The sequence below is a fragment of the Rhizobium sp. NPDC090279 genome (assembly GCF_044769665.1).
Classification (GTDB): Bacteria; Pseudomonadota; Alphaproteobacteria; order Rhizobiales; family Rhizobiaceae; genus Rhizobium.
On the sequence record NZ_JBIVYI010000018.1, the window covers coordinates 1 to 16,875 of the forward strand.

Annotated in this window: 18 protein-coding genes, 1 tRNA gene and 1 pseudogene; 5 read left to right on the forward strand and 15 right to left on the reverse strand. The window is 59.8% G+C overall.

Going from position 1 to position 16,875, the window contains the following annotated elements; translation table 11 throughout:
* From ACIQWP_RS29930 to ACIQWP_RS29945, 4 genes and pseudogenes are all read right to left on the reverse strand, one after another.
* Positions 1-93 (reverse strand): annotated as a pseudogene (locus ACIQWP_RS29930) (electron transfer flavoprotein subunit beta/FixA family protein); the annotation flags it as partial.
* A 196-nt stretch (positions 94-289) separates the two neighbouring features.
* Positions 290-868, reverse strand: coding sequence for a cob(I)yrinic acid a,c-diamide adenosyltransferase (locus ACIQWP_RS29935; protein WP_402795634.1), 579 nt, complete (start codon positions 866-868; stop codon positions 290-292).
* A 135-nt stretch (positions 869-1,003) separates the two neighbouring features.
* Complete coding sequence (locus tag ACIQWP_RS29940; protein WP_047630776.1) at positions 1,004-1,207, reverse strand: twin transmembrane helix small protein; 204 nt, start codon at positions 1,205-1,207, stop codon at positions 1,004-1,006.
* 123 nt (positions 1,208-1,330) lie between these two features.
* Positions 1,331-2,164 carry an SDR family oxidoreductase gene (locus ACIQWP_RS29945; protein ID WP_402795637.1) on the reverse strand — a complete coding sequence of 278 codons (834 nt, stop codon included), beginning with the start codon at positions 2,162-2,164 and terminating at the stop codon, positions 1,331-1,333.
* Positions 2,165-2,262: 98 nt separating this feature from the next.
* Between ACIQWP_RS29945 and ACIQWP_RS29950 the strand changes: the two genes are divergently transcribed.
* Positions 2,263-3,213 (forward strand): YihY/virulence factor BrkB family protein, encoded by a 951-nt coding sequence (locus tag ACIQWP_RS29950; RefSeq protein ID WP_402795640.1) that lies wholly within the window; start codon positions 2,263-2,265, stop codon positions 3,211-3,213.
* On the opposite strand, the gene gluQRS is transcribed toward ACIQWP_RS29950, so the two are convergent.
* Positions 3,178-4,059, reverse strand: coding sequence for a tRNA glutamyl-Q(34) synthetase GluQRS (gene gluQRS, locus ACIQWP_RS29955; protein ID WP_402795642.1), 882 nt, complete (start codon positions 4,057-4,059; stop codon positions 3,178-3,180). The two genes, ACIQWP_RS29950 and gluQRS, sit on opposite strands and share 36 nt — an antisense overlap.
* Before the next feature lie 43 nt (positions 4,060-4,102).
* Here gluQRS and ACIQWP_RS29960 point away from each other — a divergent pair, with 43 nt between their 5' ends.
* The 3 genes from ACIQWP_RS29960 to ACIQWP_RS29970 all read left to right on the forward strand — a co-directional run bounded on the left by ACIQWP_RS29960 (position 4,103) and on the right by ACIQWP_RS29970 (position 7,554).
* Positions 4,103-4,747 carry a DNA-3-methyladenine glycosylase family protein gene (locus tag ACIQWP_RS29960; RefSeq protein ID WP_402795645.1) on the forward strand — a complete coding sequence of 215 codons (645 nt, stop codon included), beginning with the start codon at positions 4,103-4,105 and terminating at the stop codon, positions 4,745-4,747.
* Positions 4,748-4,858: 111 nt separating this feature from the next.
* The gene (locus tag ACIQWP_RS29965) at positions 4,859-5,416 is read left to right on the forward strand and encodes an HNH endonuclease (RefSeq protein ID WP_015341304.1); all 558 of its coding nucleotides are present in this window, start codon (positions 4,859-4,861) and stop codon (positions 5,414-5,416) included.
* 356 nt (positions 5,417-5,772) lie between these two features.
* Positions 5,773-7,554, forward strand: coding sequence for a methyl-accepting chemotaxis protein (locus tag ACIQWP_RS29970; protein ID WP_402795647.1), 1,782 nt, complete (start codon positions 5,773-5,775; stop codon positions 7,552-7,554).
* A gap of 113 nt (positions 7,555-7,667) precedes the next feature.
* Here ACIQWP_RS29970 and ACIQWP_RS29975 read toward each other — a convergent pair whose 3' ends face one another.
* From ACIQWP_RS29975 to ACIQWP_RS30010, 8 genes are all read right to left on the reverse strand, one after another.
* A complete protein-coding gene (locus ACIQWP_RS29975; protein ID WP_402795649.1) occupies positions 7,668-8,180 on the reverse strand; it encodes a disulfide bond formation protein B in 513 nt (170 codons plus the stop codon).
* Positions 8,181-8,196: 16 nt separating this feature from the next.
* On the reverse strand, positions 8,197-8,790 hold the full coding sequence (locus ACIQWP_RS29980; RefSeq protein WP_402795652.1) for a YqaA family protein: 594 nt from the start codon (positions 8,788-8,790) through the stop codon (positions 8,197-8,199).
* Positions 8,791-8,977: 187 nt separating this feature from the next.
* Positions 8,978-9,388 carry a hypothetical protein gene (locus ACIQWP_RS29985; protein WP_402795654.1) on the reverse strand — a complete coding sequence of 137 codons (411 nt, stop codon included), beginning with the start codon at positions 9,386-9,388 and terminating at the stop codon, positions 8,978-8,980.
* Positions 9,389-9,675: 287 nt separating this feature from the next.
* Positions 9,676-10,671 carry an OmpA family protein gene (locus ACIQWP_RS29990; RefSeq protein ID WP_402795657.1) on the reverse strand — a complete coding sequence of 332 codons (996 nt, stop codon included), beginning with the start codon at positions 10,669-10,671 and terminating at the stop codon, positions 9,676-9,678.
* Positions 10,672-10,911: 240 nt separating this feature from the next.
* Positions 10,912-11,268 carry a DUF6693 family protein gene (locus ACIQWP_RS29995; protein ID WP_402795659.1) on the reverse strand — a complete coding sequence of 119 codons (357 nt, stop codon included), beginning with the start codon at positions 11,266-11,268 and terminating at the stop codon, positions 10,912-10,914.
* A 332-nt stretch (positions 11,269-11,600) separates the two neighbouring features.
* Positions 11,601-12,083, reverse strand: a complete 483-nt coding sequence (locus ACIQWP_RS30000) for a hypothetical protein (RefSeq protein ID WP_402795661.1) — start codon at positions 12,081-12,083, stop codon at positions 11,601-11,603.
* Positions 12,084-12,302: 219 nt separating this feature from the next.
* Positions 12,303-12,387: transfer RNA gene (locus tag ACIQWP_RS30005), tRNA-Leu, on the reverse strand.
* A 144-nt stretch (positions 12,388-12,531) separates the two neighbouring features.
* Entirely contained in the window at positions 12,532-13,830 is a 1,299-nt protein-coding gene (locus ACIQWP_RS30010) for an MFS transporter (protein ID WP_402795665.1), read from the reverse strand.
* A gap of 235 nt (positions 13,831-14,065) precedes the next feature.
* On the opposite strand from ACIQWP_RS30010, the gene ACIQWP_RS30015 reads away from it, so the two are divergent.
* The gene (locus tag ACIQWP_RS30015; RefSeq protein WP_402795667.1) at positions 14,066-14,653 is read left to right on the forward strand and encodes a TetR/AcrR family transcriptional regulator; all 588 of its coding nucleotides are present in this window, start codon (positions 14,066-14,068) and stop codon (positions 14,651-14,653) included.
* A 103-nt stretch (positions 14,654-14,756) separates the two neighbouring features.
* Here the strand turns inward: ACIQWP_RS30015 and ACIQWP_RS30020 are convergent, their stop codons facing one another.
* Together ACIQWP_RS30020 and ACIQWP_RS30025 are read right to left on the reverse strand one after the other, a co-directional pair.
* Positions 14,757-15,551 carry a class I SAM-dependent methyltransferase gene (locus ACIQWP_RS30020; RefSeq protein ID WP_402795669.1) on the reverse strand — a complete coding sequence of 265 codons (795 nt, stop codon included), beginning with the start codon at positions 15,549-15,551 and terminating at the stop codon, positions 14,757-14,759.
* A gap of 319 nt (positions 15,552-15,870) precedes the next feature.
* A complete protein-coding gene (locus ACIQWP_RS30025; RefSeq protein ID WP_402795672.1) occupies positions 15,871-16,851 on the reverse strand; it encodes an aldo/keto reductase in 981 nt (326 codons plus the stop codon).
* Between the last annotated feature and the right edge of the window lie 24 nt (positions 16,852-16,875).

Consider the following 16,875-nt stretch of genomic DNA (forward strand, 5'->3'; position numbering starts at 1 on the left):
CACGTTCGAAAGCTCAACGCCAGAACCATCCGGCTTCACGCGGATCTTCACGTTGTAGTCAACTACCCGCTTAACTGGCACGAGAATCTTCATGGAATCCTTCCTTCAACATGACCGCCCGAGAACATGCGCTGCTTAGCGCCATTCCATTTGTCGAATGGCGACATGGATACGCGTTTTTCCCCCAATTACAACGCTTCCGGGCCGCCTAGATGCGAATTGCTTGAAAGGCATAAATAACGTTTACGTCAACGTCAATAACCTTGCCTCGGATAAGTGAAATGCGCTGCTATCGATTCTTGCCGGGGACCCAGAGCACATCGGCGCGCCCGCGGTCATTGGCATGGCGCGCGGCGACAAAGAGGAAATCGGAGAGCCGGTTAATGTATTTCAGCGCCGCCGGGCTGACGCGTTCGCCCTTACTGCGCGACAGCGCCACCATCAGGCGCTCGGCGCGGCGCGCAATCGTGCGGGCGAGATGCAGATGGGCGGAAGCCGGGCTGCCGGCCGGAAGCACGAAGGACCTCAGCGGCTCGAGATCGGCGTTGAGCCGGTCGATAGCGTGTTCGAGGCGTTCGACCTGGTGATCGATGATGCGCAGGGGTTCGTAGGCCGGTGGCTCATCCGTTTCAGGGGTCGAGAGATCGGCGCCGAGATCGAAGAGATCGTTCTGGATGCGCATCAGCATGGCATCGAGATCGGCCATCCCGGCCAAGTGCAGCCGGGCGACGCCGATGGCGGAATTGGTTTCGTCGACGGTGCCGTAGCTTTCGACGCGCAGGTCGTGTTTCAGCCGCCTTGGGCCGGCGGCAAGGCCCGTGGTGCCGTCATCGCCGGTCTTGGTATAGATCTTGTTGAGCTTGACCATCGAGTTCCTGTGGCTAGAGCCTTTCGCTTTCCTTAGGATCGCGAAACGCTCTTTCCCTTTGTTTTACGCAATCCCGGACGGAAAACCGCTGCGCACTTTTCCTGGAATTGCTCTACTTCCTAAAATCATCCGGCTCTAGGCCGGGCGGCCGCCGCCCGTCAGCCAGAGCGTCAGCATGATCAAGATGACCGCCACTGCCTGCAGCAGGACGCGCAGCTGCATCAGCCGGTTCGAAAGGTTCGGATTGTCGCCTTTCATCATGTTCAGCAAGCCGCGAACGAGTACGATCGCGACGAGGCCCATGACAATGATGGCGGCAACATAAGTAACGGTCGACATGGCTCCTCCATCCTTGTCTCTAGAGCAGTTCAGTCTTTCCTGGGATCTCTGAGCCGCTCAGTCTCATTCATTCTTCGGCAATTCCCGGACGGAAAAGCGCTACGCACTTTTCCTAGGATTGCTTTAGTCCAGCCGGCGCATCAGACGATAGAAAAGGTTAGCCGGCAATAGCCTCTTCAAGAGCACACCCTGCTTGGCGGGCGTCGTTACCAGATAATGTGGGCGCGGATTTCTCACGTTCAAAGCCGATTTTAGCACATCATAGACCGCTTCTGGTCCCAATTTATGTTTACTGATCGGGCCCGATCCATCAAGCCGCCTGAGCTGCCTGCGATATTCGACCGCATGCGCCGAGCCTTCGAGGTCGATATGCTCGTTGATCTTGGCGAGCGCATTGGCGGTAAACTTGGTTGCAATCGGGCCGGGCTCGATGAGGCTCACGTGGATGCCGCTGTCCTGCAGCTCCATCCTGAGCGTGATCGTCAACCCCTCGATCGCGAATTTGGAGGCCGTGTAGGCGCCGCGGAAGCGATAGGGGACGAGCCCGAGGATGGACGAGCAATTGACGATGCGGCCATGTCCCTGCTTGCGCATGAGTGGAATGATCTGGCGCGTCAGCTCGTGCCAGCCGAAGAAATTTGTCTCGAACTGCTCGCGCAGCACATCGGTTGAGAGGTCTTCGACGGCGCCCGGCTGGCCGTAAGCGCCGTTGTTGAACAGGGCGTCGATTCTGTCGCCAGTGCGTTCGCGCAGCGTTGCCACGACGGCGGAAATCGTCTCCGGCCGCGTGTAATCCAAGAGCAGCGCTTCGATGCCGTCGGCTTCAAGCGAGGCGAGGTCCTGCTCCTTGCGGACGGTTGCAAAAACGCGCCATCCGTCAGCCTTCAACGCCCGGGCGCAGTAGGCGCCGATTCCGGACGAGCAACCAGTCAGCAGGATAATGCGTTGTTCCGTCATAGGATGTTTCCTGTACAAACAGAAACTCGTTTCCCATATTCGGGGACCCGATACAATCGACAACCGGCGGATGAAGGCCGACGTCAAGCGGAGATGGAATGCCGACAGTCCTGCGGACGGTTTACAAGGTGATTTACGACGCGGTGTTTCATTTCGTCGAGGACGACGGGTTTGCCATGGCAAGCCACGTGGCGCTTTCGACGTTGCTGGCGGTATTCCCCTTTCTGATCTTCGGCACGGCGCTCGCAAGCTTTCTCGGTGCCAGCCAATTCTCGTCCACGGCCGTGCATCTGATCTTCGATACCTGGCCGGAGGCGATCGCCAAGCCTTTGGCGGATCAGGTCGTACAGGTGCTGACGATCCCGCGCGGGGGGCTTTTGACGATCTCGGTGCTGGCCGCCGCCTACTTTGCCTCGAACGGCGTCGAGGCACTGCGGATATCGCTGAACCGAGCCTATCGCGTGCTGGAGACGCGGCCCTGGTATTTCAATCGTCTCGCCAGCCTCGGCTATGTGCTGATCGCCGTACTGATCTTCGCTATCCTCAGCATCCTGCTCGTCGCGGTGCCCCTGGCGCTCAACTACACCAGGCAGTGGTTGCCGGCGCTCGCCGATATCCTCGAGATTGTCTTCAGCTGGCGAATCTATGGCACGATTTTTCTGCTGCTGGCCGGGCTGATGATCCTGCATCTGTGGCTGGCGGCCGGGCGACGACGGTTGTTGGATGTTATTCCGGGCGTGGTGCTGACGCTGGTCTTCTGGTCGGTCGGCGCGTTGCTCTTTGCCTACTATCTGTCGACCTTCGCCAACTATACCGCCACCTATGCCGGTCTGGCCTCCGTGATGATCGTGCTGATCTTCCTCTACATGCTGGCGGTGATCTTCATCATGGGGGCGGAGATCAACGCGGCGCTGATGAAATTCCGCGTGCGGCGGCTGTTGTTCGGCAAGGCGGCAAGCCGTCCTGCTGCCGAAGCGCCGGCGGAAAAACAATCTTCCGAATCAAGGGGCGAATCAGAGGCCGATGCGGCGGCGAAGCTCCGCCGGTGACAGGCCTCGACTGCGCCATTCGGCAATGCCGGTGTCGCCCAGGCTCTTCGATAGCTTCCTGCCGTCGCTGCCGAGCAGGAGGCGGTGGTGATGGTAGAGCGGCTCCGGCAGGTCGAGCAGCGTCTGCAGCAGGCGATGGATCGACGTGGTGTGGAAAAGGTCGAGCCCGCGCACGATATGGGTGATGCCTTGCACGGCGTCGTCGACGACGACAGAAAGATGGTAGCTTGAGGGCGCATCGGAGCGCGACAGCACGACATCGCCCCAGGCGGCGGCATAGGCCGGAATGGTGCCCGTCTCGCCGTCACCGCTTTCCCGCCAGTGGAGCGGTCCGCCCGCGGCAGCCAGCGCCCTTTCCATGTCGAGACGCCAGGCGTGTTTCATGCCTGATGCCAGCCGCCGCCGTCGTTCGGCATCGCTTCGTTCGCGATCGTCGAAGGGATAGAGCGGCGTGCCGTCCGGGTCGCGCGGCCATGACTTGCCATCCGCCTCGAAGGCGGCGACGCGAGCCTTGACCTCGCCGCGCGTCAGGAAGGCGGGGTAGACGAGGCCGCGCTCGATCAGCGCCTGCAAGGCGGCTTGATAGGCCGGAAAATGCTCGGACTGCCGGCGCACCGGCTCGTGCCAGCTGAGGCCAAGCCAGGAAAGATCGGTGTAGATGCCCGTTTCGAAATCGGGTGTACAGCGGGTCTGGTCTATGTCTTCGATGCGCAGCAGGAAATCGCCGCCGGTTCTTGCCGCCATGTCGTGATTGAGGATCGCCGACAGCGCATGGCCGAGATGTAGCGGGCCGTTGGGGCTCGGAGCAAAGCGGAATTTCGGCTTTTGACGGGGAATCTCGATCATGCTTTCTTCTGCCACGAATTTGAACCGGGGACTACGAGACGTCATGCAGATCATTCGCGACGGACGCGATATCGAACGGGGACTGGCCGTATTGTTGGAGATCGATCCGCGCCTGCGGCCGGTTGCCGCAGAGGCGGGTGTCTTGCCCTTGCGGCTGCGCGAGCCGGGCTTCGAGGGGCTTGCCCACATCATCGTTTCGCAGGTCGTCTCCCGCGCCAGCGCCGATGCAATCTGGGGTAAGATGATCGCCGGGATGGGAGATGTGACCGCCGAGGGCTATGCCGGCCTGCAGCCGGAGGCATGGCGTACATTCGGCCTGTCGCGAATCAAGCACGACACTTTGGCGCGTGTGGCCGAAGCCGTTGCCGGCGGCAGCCTCGATCTGCACGCGCTCAGCGCCGAATCACCTGACAAGGCGCTTGCCGAGCTGACTGGAATCAAGGGAATCGGGCCATGGACGGCCGAGGTCTACCTGATGTTCTGCGGCGGTCACGCAGATGTGTTTCCGGCCGGCGACGTGGCGCTGCAGGCAGCCGTCGGCATGGCTTTCGGCCATGAAGTCAGGCCCTTGGCCAAGGCAGTTGCCCGGGAAGCCGCGGTTTGGGCGCCCTGGCGCTCGGTCGCGGCCCGGCTTTTCTGGGCCTATTATGCGGTGAAAACACGCCGCGATGCGCTGCCTATCGTTTAATCGGCTGCCTCCCCGAAATTGCCTTTATGCACTGAATTTATTGGACTTCACAATCCTGTAACAACCGGCCTAATATACAGGTGCAGATGCCGAATCGATCAGGAGGGTTCCTTGACGATTGCAGTCTCCCCGCAGTCCCTGCCGGCGCTCGTCCTGAACGCTGACTACAGACCGCTGAGTTACTATCCCTTGTCGCTCTGGTCCTGGCAGGACGCGATCAAGGCGGTTTTTCTTGACCGTGTGAACATCATCGCAGAATACGATCAGTGCGTGTCCTCACCGAGCTTCTCGATGCGGCTGCCGAGTGTCGTATGCCTGAAGACATATGTGCAGCCGTCCCGCAATCCCGCCTTTACCCGCTTCAACGTCTTCCTGCGCGACAAGTTCGAGTGCCAATATTGCGGCTCCCATGACGACCTGACTTTCGACCATGTCATCCCGCGCGCCCATGGCGGCGAGACGACCTGGGAGAACGTGGTGGCCGCCTGTTCGCCGTGCAACTTACGCAAGGGCAGCAAGCTGCCGAAGCAGGCCGGCATGTTCCCGGCGCAGAAGCCATACCAGCCGACCGTGCAGGATCTGCACAATAACGGCCGCCTGTTCCCGCCGAACTATCTGCACGACAGCTGGCTCGACTATCTCTACTGGGATTCGGAACTGCAGCCTTAAGGGATTGCGGTTTCTTGCTGTCACGGTTCGCCGTAAGCGCGGCGCCCGTTTCTGCCCTTTCCAGGACATCTTTCCCATAAGGGAGGGATCGGCAAGCTGCGTACCCAGCCGCCCCAACCAACATCGCGCCTGTAGAGCCGACACCTGACAAGGACCGCCAGGAATTCTCGCGGGCCCCGGCGCGGCTCGCGGCCCGAGGGTGATTGGACCTGTGCTATTTCCAATGCCCGCTGGTTTCCGACGATGGTCTTCACCGCAGAATAGTTTGCTGCAGTGCAGGAAATGGGGCGAGAAATTAAAGACAATTTAAAGACCGATTGAGCAATCTCTGGCCTTCTTAAGCCGGGGCCCCTCGAATGCAAATCAGTTCTCTCTTTGGTGACGACTCAGCGGTCTTGAAAGCCTTCAGCCGTTCGCAGGCAATCATCTCGTTCAAGCCGGATGGAACGATCGTTGAAGCCAACGAAAACTTCTGCAAGGCAGTCGGCTATGGTCGCGAGGAGATCATCGGCAAGCATCACCGGATCTTCGTCGACCCGAAGGAAGCAGCATCCGCCGAGTATCGGGCCTTCTGGGCGCGACTGGCAAAGGGCGAATACGACCAGCGCCAGTACAGACGCCTGACCAAATCCGGAGACGAAATCTGGATCGAGGCCTCCTACAATCCCGTGGTCCGTGGTGGCAGGGTAGTGAAGATCGTCAAGATCGCCACGGATATCACGAATAGCAAGCGCGAGGCCTTGGACAGCAGAGGCAAGCTGAATGCGTTGTCGCGCGCCCAGGCGATTATCGAGTTTACGCCCGAGGGCAAGATTGTCGCGGCGAACCAGAATTTTCTCGACACGCTCGGCTATTCGCTGACGGACATCGTTGGAAAACATCATCGTATATTCTGCGAGAAGGAGTACGCGGCTTCCTCGGAATACGCACAATTCTGGCCGCGACTGGCGGCCGGCGAATTCTTCAGCGACGAATTCAAGCGTCTGACGAAAGATGGCAGCGCGGTCTATATCCAGGCGACCTACAACCCTATCCTCGACGCGGACGGTAAAGTCATGAAGGTCGTGAAATTCGCGACTGACGTGACCGGGCGGGTGCGTGCCTTGCAGGAAGTCGGCGCAGGTCTCGAGCGGCTTTCCGATTGCAACATCCGCATCACGATCGACAAGCCGTTTGTCCCGGAATTCGAGCATCTTCGGCACGACTTCAACGAATCGCTTGCGAAATTTCAGGAGACGCTGGAGCAGGTGCTGACACAGACGGCGATGCTTTCGGCAAAGAGCGGCGAAATGACCGATAGCGCCGGAGCCATTGCGCATCGTTCCGAACAGCAGGCGGCCGCCCTGGAGCAAACATCGGCGGCGCTGGAGCAGATCACCGTCACGGTGCGGCAGTCGACCGTCCGCACGACGGATGCCCGCAAGCTGGTGAGCGATGCGCGCAATGCCGCATCCCAATCGGTCAAGGTTGTCACCTCGACCGTGGAGGCAATGGATCGCATCGAGGCGGCATCCGGGGAGATTTCCAACATCATCGGTGTCATCGACGAAATCGCATTCCAGACGAACCTTCTTGCCTTGAACGCCGGCGTGGAAGCCGCCCGTGCCGGTGATGCCGGCAAGGGCTTTGCAGTCGTCGCCCAAGAGGTCCGGGAACTGGCCCAGCGCTCGGCGAAGGCGGCCAAGGAAATCTCCGGCCTGATCGGCAATTCAACCCGGGAAGTCAAAGAGGGCGTTCGTCTCGTAGGCGAAACCGGCGACGCGTTGCGTCATATCGAGGGCTTCGTGCAGTCGATCGACGTCAATGTCGAAGCCATCGCTCTCGCCTCGTCGGAGCAATCCACCAGTCTGGCTGAGATCAACGATGCGGTGAACTCGCTCGACCAGATGACCCAGCAAAATGCCGGGATGGTGAGCAGCATGAGTGCAAATGCCGATGCGCTTGCGACCGGCGCGGCGGAGCTGGAGCAACTTGTGAAGCGCTTCAAGCTTAACCGCCGCAAGTGGATACGCGAGCCTGGTTCAGATGCTGCACGGCGCGGCGCGGAAGCTCGCGGTTATGGAAAGAACAAGATCTATCTGCCTGTATCGGCGGGGAGCAGCGGGGCTGCTGCCGAGGATGTCGACGCTGCGGCCTAGTCGTGGATCTCGAACGACAATCTCCGCTTTTGCGGAGGAGGAACAATCTCCCCCTTGCGGGGGAGATCTAGCGAAAGCGCTGGAGCGGCATCAGCGTCGGGCCAAATCGAGAATCAGGCTGCCTTCTTTGCGCCGACAAAAGCAATCGCTGCGAGGATCACGCTGGCGATCACATTCCATCCGGCCATCGACAGGCCGAGGATGCGAAGGGCTGCTTCCGTGCAGGATGGGCCCTTGATGCTATTGAGCTGGCCGAGCAGGTCGCCGGCATTCTGCGTAACGCTGCTTGCCGTCGTCGAGCAGGTGGTCGGGCCTTCCCAGAAGTGCCATTCGACGCCGGCGTGATAGACGCCGATGCCGCCGCCGACCACCATCATCAGGCCGGCGATGATGAGGAGGCCGCGCGTGATCCAGGAGGGCAGGCCGGCGACCGCCGTCAGCACGGCGATGATGGCGACCGGGATGCCGTAATAATAGGGCTGGCGCTGATCCAGGCAGAGCGCGCAAGGGATATAGCCGCCAATATACTGGAAGCCGAGCGCCGAGCCGATGACGACGATCATGCCGAGCGTCAGCAGGGCGCCATAGCCGAGGCCGGCGCGGGAGGAAGGCGTAGTCGTGGACATGCTGGGGGCTCCTTGGTCAACTTGCCAGGGCAAAATGGAAGACGGCATAAAGGGCGATGAGGATGGCGGCGGCCGCCATGGTGAGCTGACCGAGGCGCTTCTCGATGAAATGGCGGATGGATTCGCCATAGCGGCGCAGCAGGAAGGCCAGGAAGAAGAAGCGGGCGCCGCGTGCGACGATAGCCGAGACGATAAACAGGCCGAGATCGATATGGGCGACACCGGAGAGGATCGTCACCACCTTGATCGGCGGCAGATGCGCCAGGCCTGACGTCACCAGCAGCAGCAGAACCCATTCATAGGTGATGCCGGCGCTCATCTGGTTGAAGGCGTCGAGCTTGCCGTAGAATTCCAGGATCGGTTTCGCAATGGTCTCAAAGGCGTAGTAGCCGAGCGCCCAGCCGGCGATGCCGCCGAGCACGGAGGCAACCGTCGCCGTCAGTGCATAGCGCCAGGCGCGCTCGGGTTTCGCGAGCGACATCGGCAGGAACAGCACGTCGGCCGGAACGAGGAAGACCGAGCTTTCGACGAAGGCGATAACAGCCAACCAGATTTCCGCCGATTTGCGGCCGGCAAGCGACATGGTCCAGTCGTAAAGTCTACGAAGCATGAGGGCCCCTTTTTGCTGCGTCGCAAACCTTTAGGGGGCAGGATTATGGCTGTAAATGGTCGCAGGCCGACGGAAGTCGCACAAAATCAAAATTTTTCGTGATGCGGGTTGGATTTGATGTCGGGAGACATGCTTCGCCGACTGGCTGTGTAATGCCGTGCCTCGACGGGTTGCCGGCAACTGAACCTCAGCCATGCGTCGCAGTCGATATAGACGGCAACATGATGTAGGGGTTGCTGGGATCGTAAGAAACCTTGGGTGTCCCCCTGTTTCCTGTGATCAAGTTCGGAAGCAGGTGCCCTTGAGATCCGAACATATAATCTCCTCCGGCACACAGATGCGCGAGAGCCCGATAATCGAAAAGCTTGAAACGATCGTCTGCCAGAAATGCGGCTTGCTTGTACTTGTCGCCGGTAAGCTTTCCATAACCCGAAGTTTTCAGAAATCGATTCCCGACGGCGGTATTGACCTTGGCGCCGTCACACATGGTGCCGATGATGCCGCCCAACTTATAGATTCTGAGGATCTCCGCGTCTGCGTCTGGCATAGGTTTCATGGCTTCCGACAGATACCAATTCGTCGACGGGTCATTGGTCATCGTTTTTCGCCAGAATGCGGGAATACTATCTGCAAGACAGCCCCAGGCTGAAAGGGCCAATACGAGACCAAAAACGAAGATACGCTTGACTATTCCGACCACACGACGCCTCCCCAGGATTGCAGGTGCCAGATATAGATCAACCTTTTATCGAAGGAAAGTACGGCACTGCGGATGCCTTCCGGGCCATCCATTCACACAGAGTTCGTAGTTGCGACAGACGCCGCAAGCCAAAGAAAAAGGCGGCCGCAGCCGCCTTTGCCTTTATCATGTGCCTTGAGCGCAACTTACTGCCGATGAAGCTCCACGCGGCGGTTCTTGGCTCGCCCATCTTCGGTGTCATTGGCTGCGACAGGCGATTGCAGGCCTTCGCCGCTCGCCTTCAGACGATCCTGCGAAACGCCATAGGTGCCGACCAGATCGGCCACGACCGCGTCAGCGCGTGCCTTCGACAGTTTCAGGTTGAAATCCGCGCCGCCGATGTTGTCGGTATAGCCGACCACTGAGAGTTTCTCGCTCGGCTGATCCTTGAGGAACTTGCCGATCTCGTCGAGGCTCGGACGCGAATCCGGCTTGATCACCGACTTGTTGAAGTCGAAGTGGATGCCGTAGAGCAGCACCTTGCCCGAGCTATCGAGCGCCTTGTTGATATCGGACGCGGTGACCAGAACCATCTGGTTTTTCAGCTCGCCGACCTGAAGGGAGTCGAGACGGACATAGACCTGGCCCTTGACCGCTTCGAATTCCGGCACATAGCCGTCCTCGAATTCAATGACATAGAGCGCGATGTAGGTCTTGACGCCGCCGTCTTCCTTCACGGCAGCTACATAGCGGGCTTCGTCGGGGCTATAGCCGAAAAGCTGACCGCCGGGGCCCTTTTCTCCAAAGACCTGCTCCAGCCTGTCGGTCTCTTCCTGCTTTGCCTGAAACAGTATCTTGTAGCCGGCGGACTGCAGGTCGTTCAGATAATTACGGAACACTTCGGCCGATGAAGGCCCGGCCGGGACGGAATAGACATTTTGCGTCAGGCGGCCTTCCAGGGCCTCCTTGCTGGCAAAATCCGACTTGTCTGGGTCGTCCTCGTTCTTGGTCCATTTTCCCGTCGGCAAAGTATATTCCGCGAAGTTGCGCCCATCGCATAGCTCGATCGACGACCCTTCAAAACGCTTGATGCCGGGAAGATCCTTGCAGCCCGCCTTATCGGCGGCAGAAGCAGAGGACGAAAAGGATAGCGCCGTCAACGCGATGGCCGCGAAGACTCCGCCCAGGAATTTCGATGTCATGGATACCCCCACAGATGACATGCCAACGTCGCATCGGCGACCCAAAAGCGCCGGTCAGCCGATGCAGCGGTTGCTTGATGAAAAGCTAAAATTCATTTCGCATTACGCGAAATAGAGCGCTCTGCAAATTTGGCGAGTGGGGCCTGAAACTATTTCGGAGCGGGTTACGCGGGGGTGCCTCCGGCGCTCATCGTTGATGCTTTCTACCCGGGTTCTGAAGCATCCCGAGGGGAGTTCGCGTCAATAATACTCGACGCGCGTTTCGTTTAGGACGACGCGGATCACGCGATAGGCATAGAGGAAGCTGGCAAGGCCGAGGGTCACGATAATCAGAAGGACCCAGAGAATGACGTGTCCTATCGAGTGGCCGACGTTGAAAGTGCAGTTGAGGCGGCCGATCGACCGGCCGGAGCCATCCAGCAGCTCGGTTTTGTTCAACACTGCGCGGTTGAGGTAGTAGGGGAAGACGATCAGCGCGAGGCCGAGCGTGACGATCGTCAATATGACCCAGAGGACGACGCTGCCGATCGATTCAGCCACGCTGAACGAGCATTTAAGTCGGCCGATGCGGGTGGAAGTGGTGGCAATCTCAGACAATTTATTTGCCTTTCAAAGATATTTGCGGTGCTTGGGTCTGGTTCCGTGAAGGCCAGAGCAATCGTATTCCAAAATGGTTGCGACTATGGCTTCCGGGTTTGTTGGAGCGAAATCAATAAATAATCTTACTTTGAGAGCTCTCACCGTCGATGATCGTTGTAGGATCAGGATTGACGCTGAGAAGAGATCCGATGGACAGCTGTTGATTATCGAGTGTCAACAATGATTGTAGGCCCCGCGGGATCGGAGCCGACCTTACGCGGCTTGCCAACGCATTGGAGACGGAGGAGGTTCATCCTCACCGCGATCTCTCCGGCACTGGCATAAATCAATCATTCAATCGGCGGACGAATGTCCCACTCGAAGTCATGATGGGCTTGGGCCCAAGTGGTGTTGTCGATCGGTGGAAGGATTTCGCGGGTCTGGCCGCCAGCCTTCTGAATAACGTCAAACACTTCTTGCGGCGTATTGCTGACGCGGATACCAAATTTTCCGATAAGGAAAGCCGATTGAACCCCGTCTCTTATCTCGCTTTTCATTAGCTGCAGCGGCCCAGAAGCAAGTTCTCCGGCAAAATACACCGGCCATTTGATGGCTGTGCTAAGGAAGCTGAGGGGCTTCGCCCTCTCGGCATTTGCCAAATCTCTCAATTCCTCAGCCGTCTCGATGGTGTACACAAAATCAAACTTGGTTTGAACTTTTCCCTTGGCTGGGGCATCGGTCGGCAATTCGATCGGCGGTATTCTTCGACGCACGAACAGGATATCCGAAACATTGATGACTTTAGGCCCGTGTGGATAGCCGTTGACTTCCATATGTTCAATTCCCCGTGGTTGATCTCGTTGCCCATGAATTGCAACCTAAGATTCTAAAGTTCTTGGGGAAAGTAAATAGCGATTTCGCAAATGATTGCGGCAGTCGTCGGTGCATCGAAAATTCTGCCCGCGATACTGTGCCTTAGCGCACTGTTGCCCAATCCCGGGATGCCTCAGGCGATCAAATATAAGCTAAAGTTTAGAGTATCTGCTTGATTGTGGTGCCCCATGCCGGAGTCGAACCAGCACTTCTTTCGAAACTCGATTTTGAGTCGAGCGCGTCTACCAATTCCGCCAATGGGGCAACGGGGTACTGACGAGGCGGCTGTCTAGCATGTGATCGGCTGATGGCGCAAGCCGGGGGCGGCAGATATTGCGAGTGTTTCCGCAGGGTTGCGGTTCGGCCCATGGCGCGGGTTGGCGCCATGGGTTTTTTGTCGCTTGCGGCTCAGTGAGCCATGGCCGGGCCTTTGGTGGTCGAGCCGGATTTTTGCAGGGTGATCGCCAGGATCGCGGCGAGCAGGCAGAAGGCGCCGGCGACGAAGAAGGCGGGTAGGTAGGTGTTGAGCTCCGTGCGGGTGAGGCCGGCGCCATAGGCGGCGGTGGCCGCACCCAGTTGGTGGCCGGCAAAGACCCAGCCGAAGACGAGGCCGGCCTTTTCGCGGCCAAAGCGGTCGGCGGCGATCTTGACGGTCGGCGGCACGGTGGCGATCCAGTCGAGGCCGTAGAAGACGGCGAAGATCGACAGGCCATAGAAGGTGAAGTCGCTGAAGGGCAGGTAGACCAGCGACAGGCCGCGCAGGCCGTAATACCAGAAGAGCAGCCAGCGATTGTCGAAGCGGTCGGAGAGCCAGCCGGAGCCGATCGTGCCGAAGAAGTCGAAGATGCCCATGACGGCAAGCACGCTGGCGGCCGCAACCGGCACGATGCCGAAATCGCCGCAGAGCGTGACGAAATGCGTCTGGATCAGGCCGTTGGTCGACAGGCCGCAGATGAAGAAGGTGGCAAAGAGGATCCAGAAGGTGGAGGTCGTCGATACTTCCCGCAGGATCGATATCGGCGAGGCGAGCGCGGCCTTCAGGTTCTTGGTGGCCGGGGGCGGCGGCGTGACGTGGATCTCGCCGACCAGCGGCAGGTTGACGTCCGAGGGGCGGTCCCGCATCAGAAGCAGCACGATGAGGGCTGCAACGACGATCATGCCGCAGACGAAGATTACGGTGGTGCGCCAGCCGTAACGCGTCGTCAGCTCGGCCATCAGCGGCAGGAAGACCAGCTGGCCAGTGGCGGAGCTGGCCGACAGCATGCCGATGACGAGGCCGCGGTGCTTGGTGAACCAGCGCGTCGAAACGGTCGCCGCCAGTACCATGGCGGTGAGGCCGGTGCCGAAGCCGACGATGATGCCCCAGCACAAAAGCAACTGCCAGACCTCAGTCATGAACAGCGAGCCGATGAAGCCGACGCTGATGGTGCCGAGCGCGAAGACGATGACCTTGCGAACGCCGAAATAATTCATGAAGGCGGCTGCGAAGGGGCCCATCAGACCGAAGAGCAACAGCCGGACGGCGAGCGCCGAGGAGATGGAGGAGGTGCTCCAGCCGAACTCATCCTCCAGCGGCTTGATGAGCACGCCGGGTGCGCCCATGGCGCCGGCCGTGACCAGCATGGTGAGGAAGGTGGCGCCGACGACGACCCATCCGTAATGGATATTGCGCCGGGCAAGCGTCGAAGCAAGAGCAGTGGAAACCATGAGGTGCGTTCCATAAAGTTTGCGTGTCTTGGCGTCCCGATCGAGAAGGCTTTAAAGGTGCTCGGTCGCGGCCGGCCAGAGGTACCGTATCCGCTTATAGCTCCCTGCCGCTCTCCCGGCTTGAACGTTTGTGTAAAGGTATTTACATGATTGTTATCATATTTGTTGCATATTGATGATGGTCATCATATAAATTGTCAATACAGATTTATTGATGCTGTGATGGAGTTTTTTGATGAGAGTGAGCCGGGAAAAATTCGCCGAAAACCGCGAGAAGATCCTTGCCGTGGCAGGAGAGCTCTTTCGCGAGAAGGGTTTTGACGGCATCGGCGTCGCTGACATCATGAAGGCGGCCGGCCTGACGCATGGCGGCTTCTACGGCCATTTCGAATCGAAGGACGAGCTGGCCTGCGAGGCGAGCAAGGCGCTGGTGGCGCGCTCGCTGGAGCGCTGGAAGGAAGTGGCGGCAAGCTCGGCGGAGCAGCCGCTCGAAGCGCTGCTCGCCCATTATCTCTCGCACCGCAACGTCGTCGAGCATGCGACAGGCTGCGTTTTCGCGGCGCTGACGCAGGAAGTCAGCCGCCATGGTCCGGAAATGCAGTCCACCTTCACCGGCGGGCTGATGGGGCTGGTGGAAGTGCTTGAGGAGATCGTTCCCGGCGAAACGGCGGAGGACCGCCGTCGCCGGGCCTTTGCCAGCCTCTCGGCCATGGTCGGCGCCGTCATCCTGGCGCGGGCGATGGACAATGCCGAACTGTCGCAGGAATTCCTGTCGGCGACCCGGCAGGAGCTGACGCCCCAGCCGGGTAACGAAAACGGCTGATCTAGAGCGGTTCAGTTCTTCATGGAATCTCTGAGCCGCTCTATCTCTTTGTTTTCACGCAACTCCGGACGGAAAACCGCTGCGCACCTTTCCTGGATTTGCTCTAGTCCCGGAATGCCAGCAGCCCGTTCGCCTCGACGATTTCCTTGAACTTGCCGTCCGGCGCGACAGCCAGCAGTTCCGCGCGAAGCGCCGCTTCGAAATCGGCTGCCTTGTCGCCGAGCGCCTGCGGCGAAGTCGACGACATCGAGAAGATGCGGCCGACGATCTCTTCGATATCCCTGGTATATTCCGTAACGATGCCGATGCGTTCGAGATTGCGGAAGGGCGAGGCCAGCAGCATGGCCTCGTGCGGTGCCCATTCCTTGCTCCTGCGCATCTGTCGCTCCGCACGGCGCTCGGGCGAATAGGTTTCCATCAGCGGCTCAAGGATACCGCGCCAGTTCGGTTCCGCCAGAACGCCCTTGTCGTGAAAGAGGACGACGGCGCCGCCCGGCTCGATCAGCTTATCAAGCGCTTGAAGCGTTGCCGGCCTGTCCATCCAGTGGAACGAGCGGCCCATGATGCACAGATGCAGCCTGCCGATATCGGCGCCGAGATCATAGGAGGAGCCCTGACGGATATTGATATCGACTCCGGCCTGCTTCGCGCCGGCCTCGACTTCGGCGAGCATTTCCGGCTCCGGGTCCATGGCGGTAACGGCCGCGCCTTGCAGCCGAGCGAAGGCGATGCCGAGCTGGCCGGGGCCGCAGCCGAGATCGAGCACATGATCGTCGCGCTTCAGGCCGCTGCGCTCGGCAACGCGGTCAATCAGCCTGTCCGGATAGGGGATGCGATAACGCAGGTAATAGGCCGCGGTCGATTGAAAGCGCCGCGCTTCGAAGGGGACTGTGATCATGAGACATCATCCTCGGGGGTAAGGAACCTCGCCCTGTTAAGCCTCAACTGTGACCGGTTCGTGAAGTCACTTTTGCGCGATTTGTGGTGAGGTCAGTTGCATGGGCTCAGAGTTCGGAATTGCCCCTCACCCTAGCCCTCTCCCCGCTCGCGGGGAGAGGGGACGATAGAGCAAAACACTCGCGTTCGCCGTGCGGATGGGACGCGGATTGGCCAGGAAAAGCCCCCTCTCCCCGCCAGCGGGGAGAGGGTTGGGGTGAGGGGCCAAGCACACAGGTGCGGCATCGTCGGCTATAGCTGACCAGCTCCAAAATCTCCGTTTACTTAAACCCGGCAATCCCGTGCGGGACATAGGGCGATTCCAGCGCCTCGATTTCCTCCGGCGTCAGTTTGACCTCCAGCGAGGCGACGGCGTCGGTGATGTGGCCGGGCTTGGAGGCGCCGATGATCGGCGCGGTGACGGCGCTCTTCTGCAGGAGCCAGGCGGTCGCGACCTGGGCGCGCGGGATGCCGCGTGCCTTGGCCACAGCGCCGACGGCATCGACGATCTTGCGGTCGGCTTCGAGCGCCTGGGTGTAGAGCGTCTTGCCGAATTCGTCGGATTGCGAACGGGCCGTCGCCTCGTCCCAGTCGCGGGTGAGCCGGCCGCGGGCAAGCGGGCTCCAGGGGATGACGGCGATCTTCTGGTCCTCGCAGAAGGGCAGCATTTCGCGCTCCTCCTCCCGGTAGAGCAGGTTCAGGTGGTCCTGCATGCTGACGAATTCCGTCCAGCCGTTGAGGCGTGAGGTGTAGATCGCCTTGGCGAACTGCCAGGCATACATGGAGGAGGCGCCGATGTAGCGTGCCTTGCCGGCCTTGACGACATCGTGCAGGGCTTCCATCGTCTCCTCGATCGGCGTCGTATAGTCCCAGCGATGGATCTGGTAGAGGTCGACATAGTCGGTGCCGAGGCGGCGCAGGCTGTTGTCGATCTCGTCGAAGATCGCCTTGCGCGACAGGCCGGCGCCGTTCGGACCGGGACGCATGCGGTTGAAGACCTTGGTGGCGAGCACGATATCGTCGCGGCGGGCGAAATCCTTGATAGCGCGGCCGACGATTTCCTCCGACGAGCCGTTGGAATAGGTGTTGGCCGTGTCGAGGAAGTTGATACCGGCCTCGATCGCCTGCCGCAGCAGCGGGCGGGCACCCTCTTCGTTCAAGGACCAGCTGTGCGTGCCCCTGTTGGATTCGCCATAGGTCATGCAACCCAGGCAGATGCGTGAGACTTCAAGACCGGTCCTGCCGAGCTTTACGTATTCCATCGCTATTCTCCGTCTTGTCATGGA